We start from the raw sequence: 17,918 nt of genomic DNA, 5'->3' as shown, positions 1-17,918 counted from the left end.
CGCCGTCGGCGGCCCCGGCATCGTCGTCCCGCGCCCCGGCGCGACGCCCCGCAGCCACGTCGAGCGGGCCGTCCTCCAGGAGCTCGACGCCGCCCCGCACCAGGCCCTGCACGAGCTGCGCCTCGCCGTGATGCGCGGCGCCGCCGTCCAGGAGATCGGCGACGGCCTCGCGGCGCGCGGCCTGATGGTGACCGCCGAGGTCAGGCGGGCGGGGCAGCGCTGGTGCCGCACGCTGCTGTTCGGATGGGTCGCCCTGTTCGTCCTCTCCTTCGCGCTCAGCACCGGCGGCACCGGTTATTACGAGCTGCCGTTCATCTTCAAGTCGGGGCCGGTCCTCTTCGCGGGCATCCTCGCCGCCTCCCTCTGCGCCGCCTACAACGCCCGCCGCGTGACGCCCGCAGGCCGCCGCGCCGCCACCGCGTACCAGCGGGACCACGTCTACGCTCCCGACGCCGGGCACCAGGTCGCGCTGCGCGGACTGCGCGCCGTACCGGACGAGGAGCTGCGCACCCAGTTGATCGCCGCAGCCCGGATGCCCGTGACCGGCCGCGCCGTCGGCAGCCACGCCTCCTCGTCCTCCTCCTCGTCCGGCACCGACGCCGCCCTGTTCGCGACGCTGCACTGGTGCGCGGGCACACCGGGCAACGGCGGCGGGTGCGGTGGTGCTTCGGGCAGCACGGGTGGCGGCGGCGGGGGCGGCTGCTCCGCGAGCGCCTGCTCCGGCGGCTCCAGCGGAAGCTCGTGCTCCAGCGGGTCCAGCAGCGGCGGCAGCTCCTGCTCCAGCAGCAGTAGCGGTTCCAGCTGCGGCGGAGGCTCAAGCAGCTGATCGGGTCGTCTTCCGCCGACACGCCCCGACGGTCCTTTACACGGCGCCCGGACGCTCCAACGATCCTGCCGTGAAAGCCCTCGCGCTGACCGGAACCGTCGGGTCGCTGACCGCCGCGCTGCTGTCCCCGCTCCTCACCCCGCCCGCCCTGGAGGCCCCGCCCGCGGAGACCGGCGGCGTGCTCGTCGCGGCCCGTCGCGCGGCCGTCGAAGGCATCGCCTTCGGCGACTGCCCGGCGGCCGAGAAACTGCCGCCTTCGGTCCGGTGCGGCACGCTCCTGGTCCCCCTGGACTACGAGGACCCCGACGGCACCCGGATCCCGCTCACCGTCAGCCGGGTCGAGGCCTCGGGCCCGGCCGCCGACCGCCAGGGCGCGCTCCTCTACAACCCGGGCGGGCCCGGCGCCTCCTCCATGTCCTTCCCGATGGTCGCCGAACTCCCCGCCTGGAAGCGGATCGCCGCGGCGTACGACCTCGTCGGCTACGCCCCGCGCGGGGTGGGCCGCTCCGCTCCCGTCTCCTGCCAGGACCCCGTCGACCGCGCGACCGGCCCCACCCCGGCGCCGACCCGGCCCTCCGAGGTCTTCAAGCAGGAGCGGATCGCCCGCGCGAAGACGTACGCCCAGGGCTGCGCGACGCGCACCGGCAAGGCGCTGCGGCACTACCACTCGCTGAACAACGCCCGGGATCTGGAGGTGCTGCGGGCCGCGCTCGGAGAGCCGAGGCTGACGTACATGGGCGCCTCCTACGGCACGTACTTCGGCGCGCTCTACGCCACGCTCTTCCCGCACCGGGTGCGCCGGATGGTCCTCGACGCGCCCGTCCACCCCGCGCCCCGCCAGATCTGGTACCTCAACAACCTCGACCAGTCACGGGCGTTCGAGCGCCGCTGGGCCGACTTCCGCACCTGGGCCGCCAAACACGACAAGGTGTACGGCCTCGGCTCAACCGCCCAGCAGGTGCAGGAGAGTTACGAGAAGGTCCGCGCCGAACTCGCGGCGAAGCCGGCCGGTGGGCGCGTCGGGCCGGGCCAGCTGCACCGCGCGATGCTGCTGACCGGGTACCACGACGGTTACTGGCCGCTGCGTGCGACGGCACTGGCCCGCTATCTGAAGGGCGACGCGGAGCCGCTGATCGCGCAGGCGGCGCCGAGCGAGGAGATCACCGAGGACACCGGCAACCAGGCGGCGGTCTACTCGGCGGTGGAGTGCAACGACGCGCCGTGGCCGGAGGACTTCGCCGTCTGGGACCGGGACAACACCGCGCTCGCGGCGGTCGCCCCCTTCGAGACCTGGGACAACGTCTGGTCCAACCTGCCCTGCGCGTACTGGAAGGCACCGCGTCAGAAGCCGCTGGACGTGCGGACCGGTCCCGGGGTGCTGCCGCCGGTGCTGATCCTGGCCGCCGAGCGGGACGCGGCCACGCCGTACGAGGGGGCCCTGGAGCTCCAGCGGAGGCTGGCGGGTTCCGCGCTCGTGACCGAGCGTGACGCGGGGACGCACGGCATCGGGGGCGGTGCGAACGCCTGCGTCAACGGGTACCTGGAGCGCTATCTGCTGACGGGGGCGGTGCCGGCCGCTTCCGTACCGCAGGCCCCTGAAAAGACGCCGGTGCGGCGCGCGTCGTGCGCGCCGCACCCGGAGCCGGACCCGGTGTCGCTGGACCGGCGGTCGGAACTCCGTCCGCCGTCTGATCTTCCGGGTCGAGGGGTGGGGGGGCCGCCGGGGGGCCCGCCCGCGCCGCGGGGGGGGGGGCGCCCGCACGGCCGCCCCGCCCCCACCTCCCCCCCCGACCCGGGGGGGGCGGGGGGGGGGGGGGCGCCCCCCCCGGGGCCCCGCACGGGGGTGCGGTGCCCGGGGGGCCCTACCCCCGCCCGCCGTCTGTACTCCGGGGTGGGGGGGTCCCGCCCGGGGGGGTCGCCGGGCCGTCACCGAGTCGGTAGGGCCGCCGTCAGGCCAGGCCCGCCACCAGGTCCGCCACGGAACGGCGGCGGCCGGTGTAGAAGGGGACCTCCTCGCGGACGTGCATCCGCGCCTCGGAACCGCGCAGGTGGCGCATGAGGTCCACGATCCGGTGCAGCTCGTCGGCCTCGAAGGCGAGGAGCCACTCGTAGTCGCCGAGCGAGAACGAGGCGACGGTGTTGGCCCGCACGTCCGGGAAGCCGCGGGCCATCTTGCCGTGGTCCGCGAGCATCCGGCGACGGTCCTCGTCCGGCAGCAGGTACCAGTCGTAGGAGCGCACGAAGGGGTAGACGCTCACGTAGTCGCGGGGCGTCTCGTCGGCCAGGAAGGCCGGGATGTGCGACTTGTTGAACTCGGCGGGGCGGTGCAGCGCCATGTTCGACCAGACCGGCTCGAGAGCGCGGCCCAGCTTGGTGCGGCGGAAGAGGTTGTACGCCTCCTGGAGCTCGTCGCTCGTCTCGGCGTGCCACCAGATCATGACGTCCGCGTCGGCGCGCAGACCGGAGAGGTCGTACGTGCCCCGGACGGTGATGTCCTTCGCGGCGAGCTGGTCGAACAGCTCCTGGACCTCGTCGGCGTAGCCGGCGCGGTCCTCGGGCAGGTTGTCGCGCAGCTTGAAGACAGACCACAGGGTGTAGCGGATGACCTCGTTGAGGTCCTTCGCCTTCTTACCGGCGTTCGGGATCTTTTCGGGCGCACTCATACGCCTATTCTCGCCCGTCACGGACAGTGCCCCGCACCAGGGTGGGTGGTTTCCGACGTGGCGATGATCTCGTCGGCCGCGCGGTGGCCCGAGGCGACGCAGGCGGGGATGCCGACGCCCTCGTACACGGCGCCCGCGAGGCGGAGTCCGGGGACCTCTGCGACGGCGTCCCGGATGCGGGCGACTCGGGCGAGATGGCCGACGGGGTACTGCGGGAGGCCGTCGGTCCAGCGGGTGACGGTGGTGGCGACGGGCCGGGCGGAGAGCCCGGTGGCGGCGGCGAGGTCCTTGAGGGAGGTCTCGACGAGGTCGGCGTCGTCGCGGTGGACCTGCTCCTCCTCGCCGTAGCGGCCGACGGAGGTCCGCAGGACGAAGAGGTCGGGGGCCGCGTCGGAGACCCACTGCCACTTCTGGCTGGAGAACGTGGAGGCCTTGATGGTGTGCCCGTCGACGGGCGGTACGAGGAAGCCGGAGCCGGTCAGCGCGGGCATGTCCTGGCGCCGGAAGGCGAGGGTCACCAGCGCCATCGAGGCGTACTCGACGGTCCCGAGCTCGCGCGCGGCGGCCGGGGCCTCGGGGGCGAGGAGCTCGGCGGCGGCCCAGGCGGGCGCGGCGACGACGACGGCGTCCGCACGGAACTCCCGGCCGCCGGCGACGACGCGCCAGTCCCCCGCGCCCGACTCGTCCGGCGCCCGGCGCAGCTCGGTGACCGGCATGAGGGTCAGGATCTCGCCGCCCGCCGCGCGGATCCCCGTGGCGACGGCCTCGGGGAGGGTGCCGATGCCGCCCTCGATGCCCGCGAAGGCGGAGCCGCCGAGTCCGGTCGCCGCGCCCGCCGCGTCGGACGGGGTCGCGGCGCCCGCCCGCTGGACGGCGTGGACGGCGTCGGTGAGCGTGGGGTGGTTGCGGGCGGCGGCGAACAGCGCGGGCACGGCGGCCCGCATGGAGATGCGGTAGGCGTCACCGGCGTACACGCCGCCGAGCAGCGGCTCGACGAGCCGGTCGACGACCTCGTGGCCCATGCGCTCGGCGACGTAGGCACCGATGGCGACGTCCTCGCCGAGATCGGCGGGGGGCAGTTCGCGGTCGCGCCCGACCCGGCGCAGGCCCTCCTCGGAGAGCAGCTCGGCAAGGGCCGCCGCGTCGCCGGGGACGCCCATGACATGGCCCTTGGGCATCGGGCGGAGCGTGCCGCGGCTCCAGACGGACGCCGTGGTCGTGGCGGGCGCGCAGAGCCGGTCACCGAGGCCGACGGCACGCGCGAGCGCGACCGCCTCGGGCCGGCGGGCGAGCAGCGACTCGGCACCGAGGTCGACGGGGGCGCCAGCGATCTCGCCGGCGAGCAGCTTGCCGCCGATCCGGTCCCCGCCTTCGAGCAGGGTCACGCGCAAGCCGGCCGAGACCAGTCTGTGGGCCGCCGCGAGACCGGCGATCCCGCCTCCGACGACAACGACATGCGCTGGTGTCCTGCTGGCCCTGGTGTCCGCGTTCATGGCTCCACTCTCTCAAACCCGTTCCGAGGCCAGAACGTGACCGCTTCGCTACCCCCGAAGGGCAACCCGCTGGACCCCCTCGCACGTCGAACCGGCATCACTCACCACCACCTCAGGGGGGATCCTGTGCGAGGAGCGCAAGGAGCGCGCAGAGCTGCCGTGGCGTTGCTGCTGGTCTCGCTGGCGCTGAGCGGCTGCGGCGCCGGGGCGTCCGACAGCGGCGCCGACGAGAAGAGCCTCAGCGCGGCGAAGCCTGCCGACGGCGCGGCGGCCGACCAGGGGTACGAGGCGGACAGGGCCGGGAGCGGCGGGGCGCCCGCGGACGCGAAGAAGCCGTCCGCCCCCGCCCCGGCCCAGCAGCACATCATCCGTACCGCCGAACTGACCGTGGAGGTCGAGGACGCGACGAAGGCGCTGGCCACCGCCCGCCGGGTCACCGAGGACGCGGGCGGCCATGTCGCCAACGAGGCGACCGAGCGGATCGACGACTCGCACGTGACCTCGCGGGTCGTGCTGCGCGTGCCGCAGGCCTCGTACGAGTCGGTGCTCAAGGAGCTCGCGGGCAGCGGGAAGCTGCTGTCCAGGAAGGCGGACGCCAAGGACGTCACCGAGCAGGTGGTGGACGTGGAGAGCCGGATCGCGAGCCAGCGGGCGAGTGTGGCCCGGGTCCGCGAGCTGATGGACCGGGCCACGCAGCTGAGCGACGTGGTCACCCTGGAGGGCGAGCTGAGCCGCCGTCAGGCCGACCTGGAGTCGCTCCTCGCGCAGCAGGCCTCGCTGAAGGACCGGACGACCCTGGCGACGATCACTCTCGAACTCACCGAGAAGGAGACGGCGAAGCCGGCGAAGGACGAGGACCGGCCGGGCTTCCTGGACGCGCTCGCGGGCGGCTGGAACGCGTTGGTGGCGGCCCTCGCCTGGATCGGGATCGTCCTGGCGGCGCTGGCGCCGTGGCTCGCGGTGGCCCTGGCCGGCTATCTGCTGTGGCGGTACGTGATCCGGCCGCGCCGCCCGGCGCGCCGCACCCCGTCCGGCGGGGAGGAGCGTGGCGTCTCCGCCTCCGCCTCCGTGGAGGAGCGGAACGCCTCCGCCGACTGAACGGCCCCGCCGACGTAGCGTGTTCGTATGAGCGAACGACTGGTGGTCATCGGCGGCGACGCGGCGGGCATGTCCGCCGCGTCGCAGGCACGCAGGCTCAAGGGTGCGGGGGAACTGGAGATCGTCGCCTTCGAGCGCGGTCACTTCAGCTCCTTCTCGGCCTGCGGCATCCCGTACTGGGTCGGCGGCGACGTCGCCGAGCGCGACGAGCTGATCGCGCGTACGCCCGAGGAGCACCGGGCGCGCGACATCGACCTGCGGATGCGCACGGAGGTCGTCGAGATCGACGTGCCGGGGCAGCGCGTGCGCACCCGGGATCTCGAGTCGGGCTCCGAGGCGTGGACGGGCTTCGACAAGCTGGTGATCGCGACCGGCGCGCGGCCGATGCGGCCGCCGCTGCCGGGGATCGACGCGCCGGGCGTGCACGGGGTGCAGACCCTCGACGACGGGCAGGCGCTGCTCGACTCGCTGGCGCGTACGGAGGGTCGGCGGGCGGTCGTCGTGGGCGCCGGGTACATCGGCGTGGAGATGGCGGAGGCGCTCCTGAACCGGGGCTACGAGGTCACGGTCCTCAACCGGGGCGAGCAGCCGATGGCGACGCTCGACCCGGACATGGGGCGCCTGGTCCACCGGGTGATGGACGGCCTGGGGATCAGGACCGTCGGCTCCTCGCCGGTCACGAAGATCCTCACGGGTGAGGACGGCCGGGTCCGGGCGGTGGCGACGCGGGACGCGGAGTACCCGGCGGACGTGGTGGTCCTCGGGACGGGTGTCGTACCGGAGACACGTCTCGCCGAGAAGGCCGGGCTGCCGCTCGGGACGTACGGGGGCCTGCTCACCGACCTCGCGATGCGGGTGCGGGGGCACGAGAACATCTGGGCGGGCGGTGACTGCGTCGAGGTCCTCGACCTGGTCTCGGGGCGCGAGCGGCACATCGCGCTCGGCACGCACGCCAACAAGCACGGCCAGGTGATCGGCTCGAACGTGGGCGGGGGTTACGCCACCTTCCCGGGCGTGGTGGGCACGGCGGTGTCGAAGGTGTGCGATCTGGAGATCGCGCGCACGGGGCTGCGCGAGAAGGACGCCCGGGAGGTCGGTCTGCGCTACGTCGCGGTGACGATCGAGTCGACGAGCCGGGCGGGCTACTACCCGGGGGCGGCGCCGATGACGGTGAAGATGCTCGCGGAGCGCCGTACCGGCCGGCTGCTCGGGGTGCAGATCGTGGGCCGCGAGGGGGCCGCCAAGCGGGTGGACATCGCGGCGGTGGCGTTGACGGCGGGGATGACGGTGGAGCAGATGACGGCGCTCGACCTCGGGTACGCGCCGCCGTTCTCACCCGTGTGGGACCCGGTGCTGATCGCGGCGCGGAAGGCGGTGGCGGCGGTCAGAGCGGCGGGCTGACGCGGCGCGCGGGTCGGGTGGCGGCGGGGCGGGTGGCGGCCGGGCCGCCCCGGCCCGCCACCACCCGTACGCGGGCGACCGTCAGACAGCGGTCCGGGTGTGCACGTACTCCACCAGACGCGTCAGGGCCGTCGGGTCGGTCGTCGGCAGCACGCCGTGACCCAGGTTGAAGATGTGGCCTTCGAGGCCCTCGGCGGCGGCCAGGACCTCGTCCGTCTTGGCCTCGACGGCCTCCGGGGTGGAGAAGAGCACGGCCGGGTCCAGGTTGCCCTGGAGCGCCTTGCCTGGGCCGACGCGGCGGGCGGCCTCGTCGAGCGCGACCCGGTAGTCGACGCCCATGACGTCCGCGCCGGCCTCGCCCATGAGGCCGAGGAGCTCGCCGGTGCCCACACCGAAGTGGATGCGCGGGACCCCGTACGAGGCCACGGACTCCAGGACCTTCGCGGAGGCGGGCATCACGGAGCGGCGGTAGTCGGCCGGGGAGAGCGCGCCCACCCAGGAGTCGAAGAGCTGGACGGCGGAGGCACCGGCCTCGATCTGGACCTTGAGGAAGGCCGAGGTGATCTCGGCGAGGCGGTCGAGCAGATCGGCCCACAGCTGCGGGTCGCCGTACATGAGCGCCTTGGTGTGCTCGTGGTTGCGGGACGGCCCGCCCTCGACGAGGTAGCTCGCGAGGGTGAAAGGCGCGCCGGCGAAACCGATGAGCGGGGTGGAGCCCAGCTCGCCGGTGAGCATCCCGATGGCCTCGGTGACGTAGTGGACGTCCTCGGGGGTGAGGTCGCGGAGCCGGTCGAGGTCGGCGCGGGTGCGGATCGGGTCGGCGACGACCGGGCCGACACCGGGCTTGATGTCGAGGTCGAGGCCGATGGCCTTGAGCGGGACGACGATGTCGCTGAAGTAGATCGCCGCGTCCACGTTGTGGCGGCGCACGGGCTGCAGCGTGATCTCGGTGACCAGCTCGGGCCGCATGCAGGACTCGAGCATCGGGATGCCCTCGCGGACCTTCAGGTACTCGGGCAGCGAGCGCCCGGCCTGCCGCATGAACCAGACCGGCGTGTGCGGCACGGGCTCGCGCCGGCATGCCTTCATGAAGGCGGAGTCGTACGTCTGCGGCTGGTGCTTCGTCTCAATGGCGCTCACGCCCAGAATCTTCGCATGCACGCGCAAGCCGCCCGCCGGGGTGGGGTGTGCCTCCCTGCGCGAGGCCCCCGTTCCGCCTACTCTTCCCCGCATGGCTGCGGCTCAGGGACATTTTTCCGATCATTCCGACGGTGACGGAGGTACGGGCGACACGGAGGCGAACGCGGTGCCACCCGCCTTCAGAAGAGCGGTCGACGCCCTGCGCGCGGCCCGGCTGCGACCGGAGCTGGAGATCGACCCGACCAGGCCGCCGCAGCGCCTGGCCCCGTACGCGTACGCCCTGGAGGCGGCCGTCGTCGAGGACGAGGACGATCTCGCCGACGGCCGGCTCGTGCTGCTGCACGACCCGGCGGGGCACGACGCCTGGAAGGGCACGTTCCGCCTGGTCACGCTCGTCCGGGCGGAGCTGGAGCCGGAGATGGCGGCCGACCCGCTGCTGCCGGAGGTCTGCTGGTCGTGGCTGACCGGTGCGTTGGAGGCGCGCGGCCTGGCGTACGGGGAGGCGAGCGGGACGGTCACCCAGGCGGGTTCGCACTACTTCGGGGGCCTTGCCGAGCGGCGCCCGGCGACCCAGATCGAGATCCGGGCGTCGTGGACGCCTCAGGAGGCGCTGGGCGGGGCACCGGACACCGGGGCGCATCTGGCGGCCTGGTGCGATCTGCTCTGCCAGATCGCGGGCCTGCCGCCGTCGCCCCCCGACCCCGGGGCGGGCACGACGGCGGGCGCGGGGGTCGTCTCGCTGCCGCAGCGCAGGGGCCCGCAGCAGCCGTAGCCGGGGCGGGCCCGCCGCACGCGCGGGGCCGAGGGTGCGGGCCCTTCGCGGGGCCCGCGGCGGGCCGGGGGCCTGTATGGGAGGACCTGCGGAAGGGCCGGCGGAAGGACCTGCGGAAGGACCTGCGGAAGGGCCGGGGAAGGGCCTTCGGGGCGGCCCGGAAGGGGCCGCGGGGATCCCCCGTACGGAGGCAAACTCGTAGGATGATCGATCACGCGTCCGAATTGCCCCAATTGTTACTCACCAAATCGTGATCTTTCCCTAAAGGCGGGCGGCCGAGCTGCCGAAGAGTTCCATGACCCCTTCACCGCACGGGTTCGCCCCCGGCTTCTTCCCCGAGCCGGCTCCGTCCCGCATCTCCCCAGGAGGCCGTGTGTCCGTTCTCCTCGAGCAGCCCGCAAGCCTGGTCGCCTACCGCCCCAACAAGCCGACGGCCATGGTCGTCGTGGCCGACCCGCGCGTCCGCTCCACCGTCACCCGCCACCTGTGGGCCCTCGGCGTACGCGACGTCATCGAGGCGTCGTCCATCGCCGAGGCCCGTCCCCGCGTCGGCAACCCGCGCGACATCTGCGTGGCCGACGTCCACCTCCCCGACGGCAGCGGCCTCACGCTGCTGTCCGAGACCCGCGCGGCGGGCTGGCCGAACGGCCTCGCCCTCTCCGCGGCCGACGACATCGGCGCGGTCCGCAACGCGCTGGCCGGCGGGGTCAAGGGCTACGTCGTCACCGGCACGCGGACCAACATCGGGCACCCCACCCGCCCCGGCGCCGCCCCCATCGGCTCCGCGGCCGCCCGTCTCGGCCACCGCCGCCCCCCGGGTGCCCCGAGCCACCCGGGCGGCTACCGCGAGCTCTCCGGCCGCGAGGTCGAGGTGCTCCGGCTGGTGGCCGAGGGCCAGTCGAACAAGGCGATCGGCGTGTCCATGGGCCTGTCCGCCCTCACCGTGAAGAGCCACCTGGCCCGGATCGCCCGCAAGCTGGGCACCGGTGACCGCGCCGGCATGGTCGCGGTGGCGCTGCGCACCGGGATCATCCACTGAACCCGTCGCGTCGCCCCGGTCCGCCGAGCCCCTGGAGTCCCCGAACGGGCACCCCGCGCGGTTGACGAAACATCGGCGCCTGTCGACGGAACGTTCCGTCGACAGGCGCTTGCCGTTCACAGATACCCTTGACACGTGACCGACGCCCAAGAGACCGCAGCAGACACAGCACTGCGAACCACCGGGGGCGCTCCCCCGGACGACGACGTCCCTGCGAACGGGCTGCCGATCCCCTTGCTGGAGCCCCGCGAGGGCATTCCGCCCGTCGTGGCGACCGACGAGGCGCTCGCCGAGGTGATCGCCGCCTTCGCCGCGGGCCGCGGCCCCGTCGCCGTCGACGCCGAGCGCGCCTCGGGGTACCGCTACGGCCAGCGCGCCTATCTCGTCCAGCTCCGCCGCGAGGGCGCGGGCACGGCGCTCGTCGACCCGGTGGGCTGCCCGGACCTGTCCGGCCTCGGCGACGCGCTCGCCGGAACCGAGTGGATCCTGCACGCCGCGACCCAGGACCTGCCGTGCCTGCGGGACATAGGCATGGTGCCGAGCCGGCTGTTCGACACCGAGCTGGCCGGGCGGCTCGCGGGCTTCCCGCGCGTCGGGCTCGGGGCCATGGTCGAGTCCGTACTCGGTTACGCCCTGGAGAAGGGCCACTCCGCGGTGGACTGGTCCACCCGCCCGCTGCCCGAGCCCTGGCTCCGGTACGCCGCGCTGGACGTCGAGCTCCTCGTCGACCTGCGTGACGCACTGGAGAAGGAGCTCGACCGGCAGGGCAAGCTGGAGTGGGCGCTGCAGGAGTTCGACGCGATCGCCTCGGCCCCGCCCGCGCCGCCGCGCAAGGACCCGTGGCGGCGGACCTCCGGCATGCACAAGGTCCGGCGTCGCCGCCAGATGGCGGTGGTGCGCGAGCTGTGGACGGCCCGGGACCGGATCGCCCAGCGGCGGGACGTCTCGCCCGGCAAGGTGCTGAGCGACGCGGCGATCGTGGAGGCCGCGCTCGCGGTGCCGGCGAACGTCGCGGCGCTGACCGCGCTGCCCGGCTTCGGCCACCGCATGGGCCGCCGCCAGCTGGAGCAGTGGCAGGCGGCCGTGGACCGCGCGAAGGCCCTCCCGGACAACGAGCTGCCCCAGCCCGGCGCCCAGGTGGCGGGGCCGCCGCCGCCGCGCGCCTGGGCGGACAAGGACCCGGCCGCGGCCGCCCGCCTCTCGGCGGCGCGCACGGCGGTCTCGGCCCTCGCCGAGGAGCTGAACCTCCCCCAGGAGAACCTGATCACCCCGGACACGGTCCGCCGCATCTGCTGGGAGCCCCCGGCCCCGGACCAGGTGGCCACCGCCCTGACCGGCTACGGCGCGCGCCCGTGGCAGGTGGAACTGGTGACGCCGCTGCTCGTGACGGCGCTGGCGAGCGCCAAGGAGTGACCCGGAGCCCCCGGCCGCGCGCGGCCGGGGGCTCCGCCGTTCCTACGGGACCGAGCTGAGGTCGCCGTTGACGGCCATGTCGAAGACGCCCTGGGTCTTGCCGTCGACCTTGAAGTGCTTGAGCCAGTGCTTCGAGAGCTTGTGCACGTTCTTGTGCTGCACCTCCCACACCAGCGAATGCCCCGCGCTCGCCAGCCTGACCATGAGCTTGCGGGAGCCCGCGACGGCGTCGTAGAGCGCGGGGACCGAGAAGTTGAGCTCCTTGTTCGGGTTGGGCGGTGAGGTGTTCACCGTGGCGTCGGCGTCCCCGTACACGATCATGATCGGCACGCTTCCGCCGAGGACACCGTCCTTCGCCGCCGTCGTGCTGTTCCAGCCCCATCGGACGAAGTTCCGGTACCGGCTGATGCCCTCCGGCGGACCCCAGTCCCTGCCCACCGCGTCGTTCTCCATGATCGCGGCCCACACCTTCTCGACCATGCCGGGTTCCCGCTGGTCCGCCGTGCGCAGCTCCTTGTTCCACCCGGACTCGACACCCCACCTCGTGTTCAGGAACATCGGGAAGGGCTGGGGCACCGTGGTCGGTGGGGTCGACGTGGCGTCGGGTGGGAAGATCGGCGCCAACAGGAAGAGGCTCTCCACCTTGGCGGGGTTCTTCACGGCGTACGGCCCCATGGTGAACGCCGCCGCCGACCAGCCGATGAAGGCGACCTTGTCCACGCCGCGCTCCTTGCGGATCCACTCCACGACGGTGTGCAGCTCGTCGCGGTCGCTGTCCGAGTTGTTCAGTGGGGACGGGTTGGTCCCCGGGCCGGGGGTGAAGCCCGGCGGTCGCGGCTTCAGGAGCCCCTGGTCGGCCGGGTTGGCGTTCCGCGGGTCGTGCATCCACGGGCGCGGCGACTGCCCGGAGCCCTGGAGGTCCATCATGAAGACGTCGTAGCCGGCCTTCGCCAGCTCATCGGCCCAGCTGTAGGAGGCGTGCTGGAGGTCGAAGCCCGCGAGGACGGGAACGCTCCGGCCGTGGAGCATGAGGACGGCCTTGCGATCCGGGCCGTGTTCGGGCGAGTTGTCGCGCTTCTCCCGCACGAAGAGGTTGACCATCTCGTCCTTGTTCGCGGGGACGGTGGACTTGTGGGGAACCGCGTGGTCCTTGCTGATGACGGGCATGGAGGTCCGTTCCGTGGTCGGGGATCCGGGGCCTCGCGCCCCGGCGGAACCAGCCTCGACTCGCGGTCCGCCCCTCGCCATGGCATCGCACCGCGTCTCAGCCCATCGGGTCGCGAGACCCTCCGATCGGACGGGCGTGCGCCGGGCGCACACATGCACCGCCGCACCCCGGCGGGGGCCTCGGCGTACCCTCCCCTCAGTGTGACCTTCGCCGCTCCCGCCCAGGGGGGTGGGCAGCATGGTTACCCGCAAGTAGCATGGGGGTAGCAAGCGCGCGCTTAGCCGCGTGCCGCAGCAGTGCCATCCCGCACCCTGGAGGAGAGCCATCGTGCCTCGTACCGTCAGGGACGTCGTCTTCGTCGACGGCGTCCGCACCCCGTTCGGCAAGGCGGGCCCGAAGGGCATCTACCACGAGACCCGCGCCGACGATCTCGTCGTGAAGGCCATCCGGGAGCTGCTGCGCCGCAACCCCGGCCTCGACCCCGCGAAGATCGACGAGGTCGCCATCGCCGCGACCACGCAGATCGGTGACCAGGGCCTGACCCTCGGCCGTACCGCCGGCATCCTCGCCGGTCTGCCGCAGTCCGTCCCGGGCTACTCCATCGACCGCATGTGCGCCGGTGCCCTCACCGCCGTCACCTCGGTCGCCGGCTCCATCGCCTTCGGCGCGTACGACGCCGTCATCGCCGGCGGTGTCGAGCACATGGGCCGTCACCCCATGGGCGAGGGCGTCGACCCGAACCCGCGGTTCGTGAGCGAGAAGCTCGTCGACGAGTCCGCCCTGTTCATGGGCATGACCGCCGAGAACCTGCACGACCGCTACCCGAGCATCACCAAGCAGCGCGCCGACGAGTACGCCGTGCGCTCGCAGGAGAAGGCCGCCAAGGCGTACGCCGACGGCAAGATCCAGCAGGACCTGGTGCCGATCTCGGTGCGCCGCACCAACGCCGAGGGCGGCGAGACCGGCTGGGGCCTGGTCACCGCCGACGAGCCGATGCGCCCGGGCACGACGCTGGAGTCGCTGGCGAACCTGAAGACGCCGTTCCGCGTCCACGGCAACGTCACCGCCGGTAACGCGGCCGGTCTCAATGACGGCGCCACCGCCTCGATCATCGCCTCCGAGGACTTCGCCCGCGAGCACGACCTCCCGGTGAAGATGCGCCTCGTCTCGTACGCCTTCGCCGGCGTCGAGCCCGAGGTCATGGGCTACGGCCCGATCCCGGCCACCGAGAAGGCGCTCGCCCAGGCGGGTCTGTCCATCGAGGACATCGACCTCTTCGAGATCAACGAGGCCTTCGCCGTCCAGGTGCTGGCCTTCCTCGAGCACTACGGCATCGCCGACGACGACGCCCGCGTCAACCAGTACGGCGGCGCCATCGCCTACGGTCACCCGCTCGCCTCCTCCGGCGTCCGTCTCATGACGCAGCTGGCCCGCCAGTTCGAGGAGAACCCGCAGGTCCGTTACGGCCTCAACACGATGTGCGTCGGCTTCGGCATGGGCGCCACCGTCATCTGGGAGAACCCCCACTGGGAGGGCAAGTGAGCACCACCGCAGAGCTTCTGAAGGGTGCGGCCGAGCTGTTCCCGGACGAGGTCGTCACCAGCGCCCACGTACGGCACTTCGAACTCCCGGCGAACGCCGGCCGGTTCGCGCTGATCACGCTGGACAACGGCTTCGACCACACCAAGCCGACCACCTTCGGCCCGCAGTCGCTGGCCAACCTCAACACCGCGATCGACCAGGTCGAGAAGGAAGCCTCCGAGGGCTCCATCGTCGGTGTCGGCATCACCGGCAAGCCGTTCATCTTCGCCGTCGGCGCGGACCTCAAGGGCGTCGAGCTGCTCAAGCAGCACTCCGACGCGCTCGCCATCGGCAAGGGCGGCCACGACGTCTTCAAGCGCCTCTCCGCGCTGGCCGTGCCGACCTTCGCGTACTACAACGGCGCGGCGATGGGCGGCGGTGTCGAGGTCGGTCTGCACTGCACCTACCGCACCGTCTCCAAGGCCCTGCCGGCCTTCTCGCTGCCCGAGGTCTTCCTCGGTCTCGTCCCCGGCTGGGGCGGCTGCACGATCCTGCCGAACCTGATCGGCGCGGAGAAGGCCGTCTCGGTCATCATCGAGAACTCGCTGAACCAGAACCGTCAGCTCAAGGGCAAGCAGGTCTTCGAGCTCGGCATCGCCGACGCGCTCTTCGAGGGCGCGGACTTCCTGGAGCAGTCGCTGATCTGGACCGCCTCCGTCCTCAACGGCACGGTCACGGTGGAGCGTCCGGAGATCGACCGCGGTGAGGGCTGGGACCAGGCCGTCGCCAAGGGCCGGTTCATCGCCGACTCCAAGGTGCACGGCGCGGCCCCGGCCGCGTACCGTGCCCTGGACATCATCGCCGCCTCCAAGGACGGCGACCTGCAGGCCGGTTTCGACGCCGAGGACCAGGCGCTCGCCGACCTGATCATGGGCGGCGAACTGCGCTCCGGCATCTACGCCTTCAACCTGGTGCAGAAGCGCGCCAAGCGGCCGGCCGGTGCCCCGGACAAGTCGCTGGCCCGCCAGGTCACCAAGGTCGGTGTCGTCGGCGCCGGTCTGATGGCCTCCCAGCTCGCGCTGCTCTTCCTGCGCCGCCTGGAGGTGCCGGTCGTCCTGACCGACATCGACCAGGAGCGCGTCGACAAGGGCGTGGGCTACGTCCACGGCGAGATCGAGAAGCTGCTCGGCAAGGGCCGGATCAACCAGGACAAGGCCAACCGCCTCAAGGGCCTGGTCTCCGGTGTCCTGGACAAGGCCGAGGGCTTCGCGGACGCGGACTTCATCATCGAGGCCGTGTTCGAGGAGATGAGCGTCAAGCAGAAGGTGTTCGCGGAGGTCGAGGCGGTCGCCCCGGCGCACGCGATCCTCGCCACCAACACCTCCTCGCTCTCCGTCAGCGAGATGGCGTCCAAGCTCCAGCACCCGGAGCGCGTGGTCGGCTTCCACTTCTTCAACCCGGTCGCGATCCTCCCGCTCCTGGAGATCGTCCGCGGCGAGAAGACGGACGACGCCTCGCTCGCCACCGCCTTCGGTGTCGCGAAGAAGCTGAAGAAGACCGCGGTCCTCACCAAGGACGCCCCGGCGTTCGTCGTGAACCGCATCCTGACCCGCTTCATGGGCGAGATCCAGAACGTCATCGACGAGGGCACCTCGGTCGAGACGGCGGAGAAGGCCATCGAGCCGCTCGGCCTGCCGATGTCGCCGCTGGTGCTCCTGGAGCTCGTCGGCCCGGCGATCGGTCTGCACGTCTCCGAGACCCTGAACCGCGCCTTCCCGGAGCGCTTCATCGTCTCCCCGAACCTCAAGGCGGTCGTCGAGGCCGGCAAGCGCGGCTTCTACGTCTACGACTCCGGCAAGCCGGAGCTGGACCCCGAGGTCGCCGCCCTCCTCAAGCAGGGCGACGTCGTCCTGACGGAGGAGCAGGTCCGCGCCCGCGTCCTGGACGCGGTGGCGCAGGAGATCGGCCTGATGCTGGAGGAGGGTGTCGTCGCCGAGGCGCAGGACATCGACCTCTGCCTCATCACGGGCGCCGGCTGGCCCTTCCACCTGGGCGGCATCACGCCGTACCTGGACCGTGAGGGCGTCTCCCAGCGGGTGAACGGCAAGCCGTTCCTCGCCCAGGGCGTCGCGAGCGTCCCGGCGTAACGCCGACAGCGCACAGCGAACGGCCCCGGCACCTTCCTGGTGCCGGGGCCGTTCGCCTTTCCTCCGGGTCAGACCAGCGACTGCCACGCGCCGAGCTGGAAGCCGTCCGCCGCGGCCTTCTGGCGCATCGTGAGCAGCAGGGGTCCCTTCGGTCCGTCGGCGACCGTCAGGGCCACCAGACCGCCGTCCAGGCCCTGTGCGAGGGTCGTGGTGAGCGGGCCGCGGGCCTCGCCCGTCTCGGTCCACTTGGTGACGGCGGTCTCCTCCTCGGCGGGGAAGGCGACCAGGGCGAGCCGCCCGTCGGCGGACTGCTGGGCCAGCGCCGTCGACGCGACGCCGTCGACCAGGCAGGGGGCGGCCGTGAGCGGGCCCGTCCCCACCGCGTCCAGGAAGGGCGTCGGCTCAAGCGAGCGGCCCGGGGACCAGGCGCAGACGCGCTGCTCCTCGTCGAGGTAGTAGAGCGTGACGTGCCCCGAGGGGCCGGTCACCGCGGCCAGGGTGCCGAAGGTCACCGGCGCGGGCACGGGCACCACGTCGTGCCGGACGGGCTTGCCGCCCGACTCCTGCTGCTCGTAGCGGAGCAGGCCCTCCGGCTTCGCCGAGTACAGCTCGACGAAGCCGTCGCCGTTGGTGGCCGCCACCGGCGACGGGTCCGAGCGGTTGCCCCACAGGTCCCACCACGGGTGCCAGCCGCCGGCGTCCTTCTGGGCCCGTACGCTCAGGCCGCCGCCACCGTTCTTGGTGAAGACGTACGCGCGTCCCAGGGCGTCCACCGCGACGGCCGGGTTGCCGGTCCACGGGAAGCTCTTGCCGTTGGAGTGCTGGATCGAACGCCACTCGACGGCCGGACGGCCGGTCTGGAACTGGGTCGAGTGCACCAGCTCGACGTGGTCCTCGGTGTCCGGCACGGGGCGCAGCCCCACCATGTGGACGTAGTGGTTGGCGCCCTGCCCGACCGACAGGATCGGCCGGAGCGTGCCCCCGCCGCCGAGGGAGACCGGGCCGCTCCAGCGTCCGTCGGTGCCCTCGGTCCAGCGCAGCACCTCGCCGTCGTTCATCAGGTAGGCACTGAAGCGACCCTCCGCGCCACGGGTGAGCCAGCTCCCCCGCAGGGTCGGGACCGTGTACGGCCCCTGGAGACGGCGGGTCGGGTCATCGGATCGATATGCCATGGGGTGCGGCGCTCCGGTCGACAGATCAGCGGTGGAAAGGTGCAGGTCCGCTCGGACTGCTGTTC

The 17,918-nt window shown here is 72.9% G+C and carries 13 protein-coding genes and 1 pseudogene; 9 read left to right on the top strand and 5 right to left on the bottom strand.

Going from position 1 to position 17,918, the window contains the following annotated elements:
* A partial coding sequence (locus AB0E14_RS24275; protein WP_362421760.1) for a TIGR04222 domain-containing membrane protein occupies window positions 1-826 on the top strand: 826 nt, incomplete at its 5' end.
* A gap of 148 nt (window positions 827-974) precedes the next feature.
* Window positions 975-2,399, top strand: a pseudogene (locus AB0E14_RS24270) (alpha/beta hydrolase); the annotation flags it as partial.
* Window positions 2,400-2,775: 376 nt separating this feature from the next.
* Here the strand turns inward: AB0E14_RS24270 and hemQ are convergent.
* The gene (gene hemQ, locus AB0E14_RS24265; protein ID WP_362014450.1) at window positions 2,776-3,489 is read right to left on the bottom strand and encodes a hydrogen peroxide-dependent heme synthase; all 714 of its coding nucleotides are present in this window, start codon (window positions 3,487-3,489) and stop codon (window positions 2,776-2,778) included.
* A 17-nt stretch (window positions 3,490-3,506) separates the two neighbouring features.
* Complete coding sequence (hemG, locus tag AB0E14_RS24260; RefSeq protein ID WP_362421756.1) at window positions 3,507-4,982, bottom strand: protoporphyrinogen oxidase; 1,476 nt, start codon at window positions 4,980-4,982, stop codon at window positions 3,507-3,509.
* 159 nt (window positions 4,983-5,141) lie between these two features.
* On the opposite strand from hemG, the gene AB0E14_RS24255 reads away from it, so the two are divergent.
* Complete coding sequence (locus AB0E14_RS24255) at window positions 5,142-6,080, top strand: DUF4349 domain-containing protein (RefSeq protein WP_362421753.1); 939 nt, start codon at window positions 5,142-5,144, stop codon at window positions 6,078-6,080.
* Window positions 6,081-6,107: 27 nt separating this feature from the next.
* On the top strand, window positions 6,108-7,481 hold the full coding sequence (locus AB0E14_RS24250; protein WP_362421750.1) for an FAD-dependent oxidoreductase: 1,374 nt from the start codon (window positions 6,108-6,110) through the stop codon (window positions 7,479-7,481).
* 81 nt (window positions 7,482-7,562) lie between these two features.
* Here the strand turns inward: AB0E14_RS24250 and hemE are convergent, their stop codons facing one another.
* Window positions 7,563-8,570, bottom strand: coding sequence for a uroporphyrinogen decarboxylase (gene hemE / locus AB0E14_RS24245; RefSeq protein WP_362421766.1), 1,008 nt, complete (start codon window positions 8,568-8,570; stop codon window positions 7,563-7,565).
* Between the two features lie 142 nt (window positions 8,571-8,712).
* Between hemE and AB0E14_RS24240 the strand changes: the two genes are divergently transcribed.
* The 3 genes from AB0E14_RS24240 to AB0E14_RS24230 all read left to right on the top strand — a co-directional run bounded on the left by AB0E14_RS24240 (window position 8,713) and on the right by AB0E14_RS24230 (window position 11,845).
* Complete coding sequence (locus AB0E14_RS24240) at window positions 8,713-9,393, top strand: DUF3000 domain-containing protein (protein ID WP_362421747.1); 681 nt, start codon at window positions 8,713-8,715, stop codon at window positions 9,391-9,393.
* A gap of 373 nt (window positions 9,394-9,766) precedes the next feature.
* A complete protein-coding gene (locus AB0E14_RS24235) occupies window positions 9,767-10,432 on the top strand; it encodes a response regulator transcription factor (RefSeq protein WP_017242457.1) in 666 nt (221 codons plus the stop codon).
* Window positions 10,433-10,567: 135 nt separating this feature from the next.
* Window positions 10,568-11,845 carry a ribonuclease D gene (locus tag AB0E14_RS24230; protein ID WP_362421744.1) on the top strand — a complete coding sequence of 426 codons (1,278 nt, stop codon included), beginning with the start codon at window positions 10,568-10,570 and terminating at the stop codon, window positions 11,843-11,845.
* A 42-nt stretch (window positions 11,846-11,887) separates the two neighbouring features.
* On the opposite strand, the gene AB0E14_RS24225 is transcribed toward AB0E14_RS24230, so the two are convergent.
* Entirely contained in the window at window positions 11,888-13,012 is a 1,125-nt protein-coding gene (locus AB0E14_RS24225) for an alpha/beta fold hydrolase (protein ID WP_362421742.1), read from the bottom strand.
* A 328-nt stretch (window positions 13,013-13,340) separates the two neighbouring features.
* On the opposite strand from AB0E14_RS24225, the gene AB0E14_RS24220 reads away from it, so the two are divergent.
* Together AB0E14_RS24220 and AB0E14_RS24215 are read left to right on the top strand one after the other, a co-directional pair.
* Complete coding sequence (locus tag AB0E14_RS24220) at window positions 13,341-14,555, top strand: acetyl-CoA C-acyltransferase (RefSeq protein ID WP_362421739.1); 1,215 nt, start codon at window positions 13,341-13,343, stop codon at window positions 14,553-14,555.
* Window positions 14,552-16,681, top strand: coding sequence for a 3-hydroxyacyl-CoA dehydrogenase NAD-binding domain-containing protein (locus AB0E14_RS24215; RefSeq protein ID WP_362421736.1), 2,130 nt, complete (start codon window positions 14,552-14,554; stop codon window positions 16,679-16,681). The genes AB0E14_RS24220 and AB0E14_RS24215 overlap by 4 nt, the downstream gene beginning before the upstream one ends.
* A 68-nt stretch (window positions 16,682-16,749) precedes the next feature.
* Here AB0E14_RS24215 and AB0E14_RS24210 read toward each other — a convergent pair whose 3' ends face one another.
* Window positions 16,750-17,853 carry a hypothetical protein gene (locus AB0E14_RS24210; protein WP_362421733.1) on the bottom strand — a complete coding sequence of 368 codons (1,104 nt, stop codon included), beginning with the start codon at window positions 17,851-17,853 and terminating at the stop codon, window positions 16,750-16,752.
* Window positions 17,854-17,918: the final 65 nt, after the last annotated feature.

It is taken from the genome of Streptomyces sp. NPDC047981, from assembly GCF_040653315.1.
Lineage (GTDB): Bacteria > Actinomycetota > Actinomycetes > Streptomycetales > Streptomycetaceae > Streptomyces.
The sequence above is the reverse complement of the archived record's forward strand: the minus strand, read 5'-3'. Positions and strand labels throughout refer to the sequence as shown.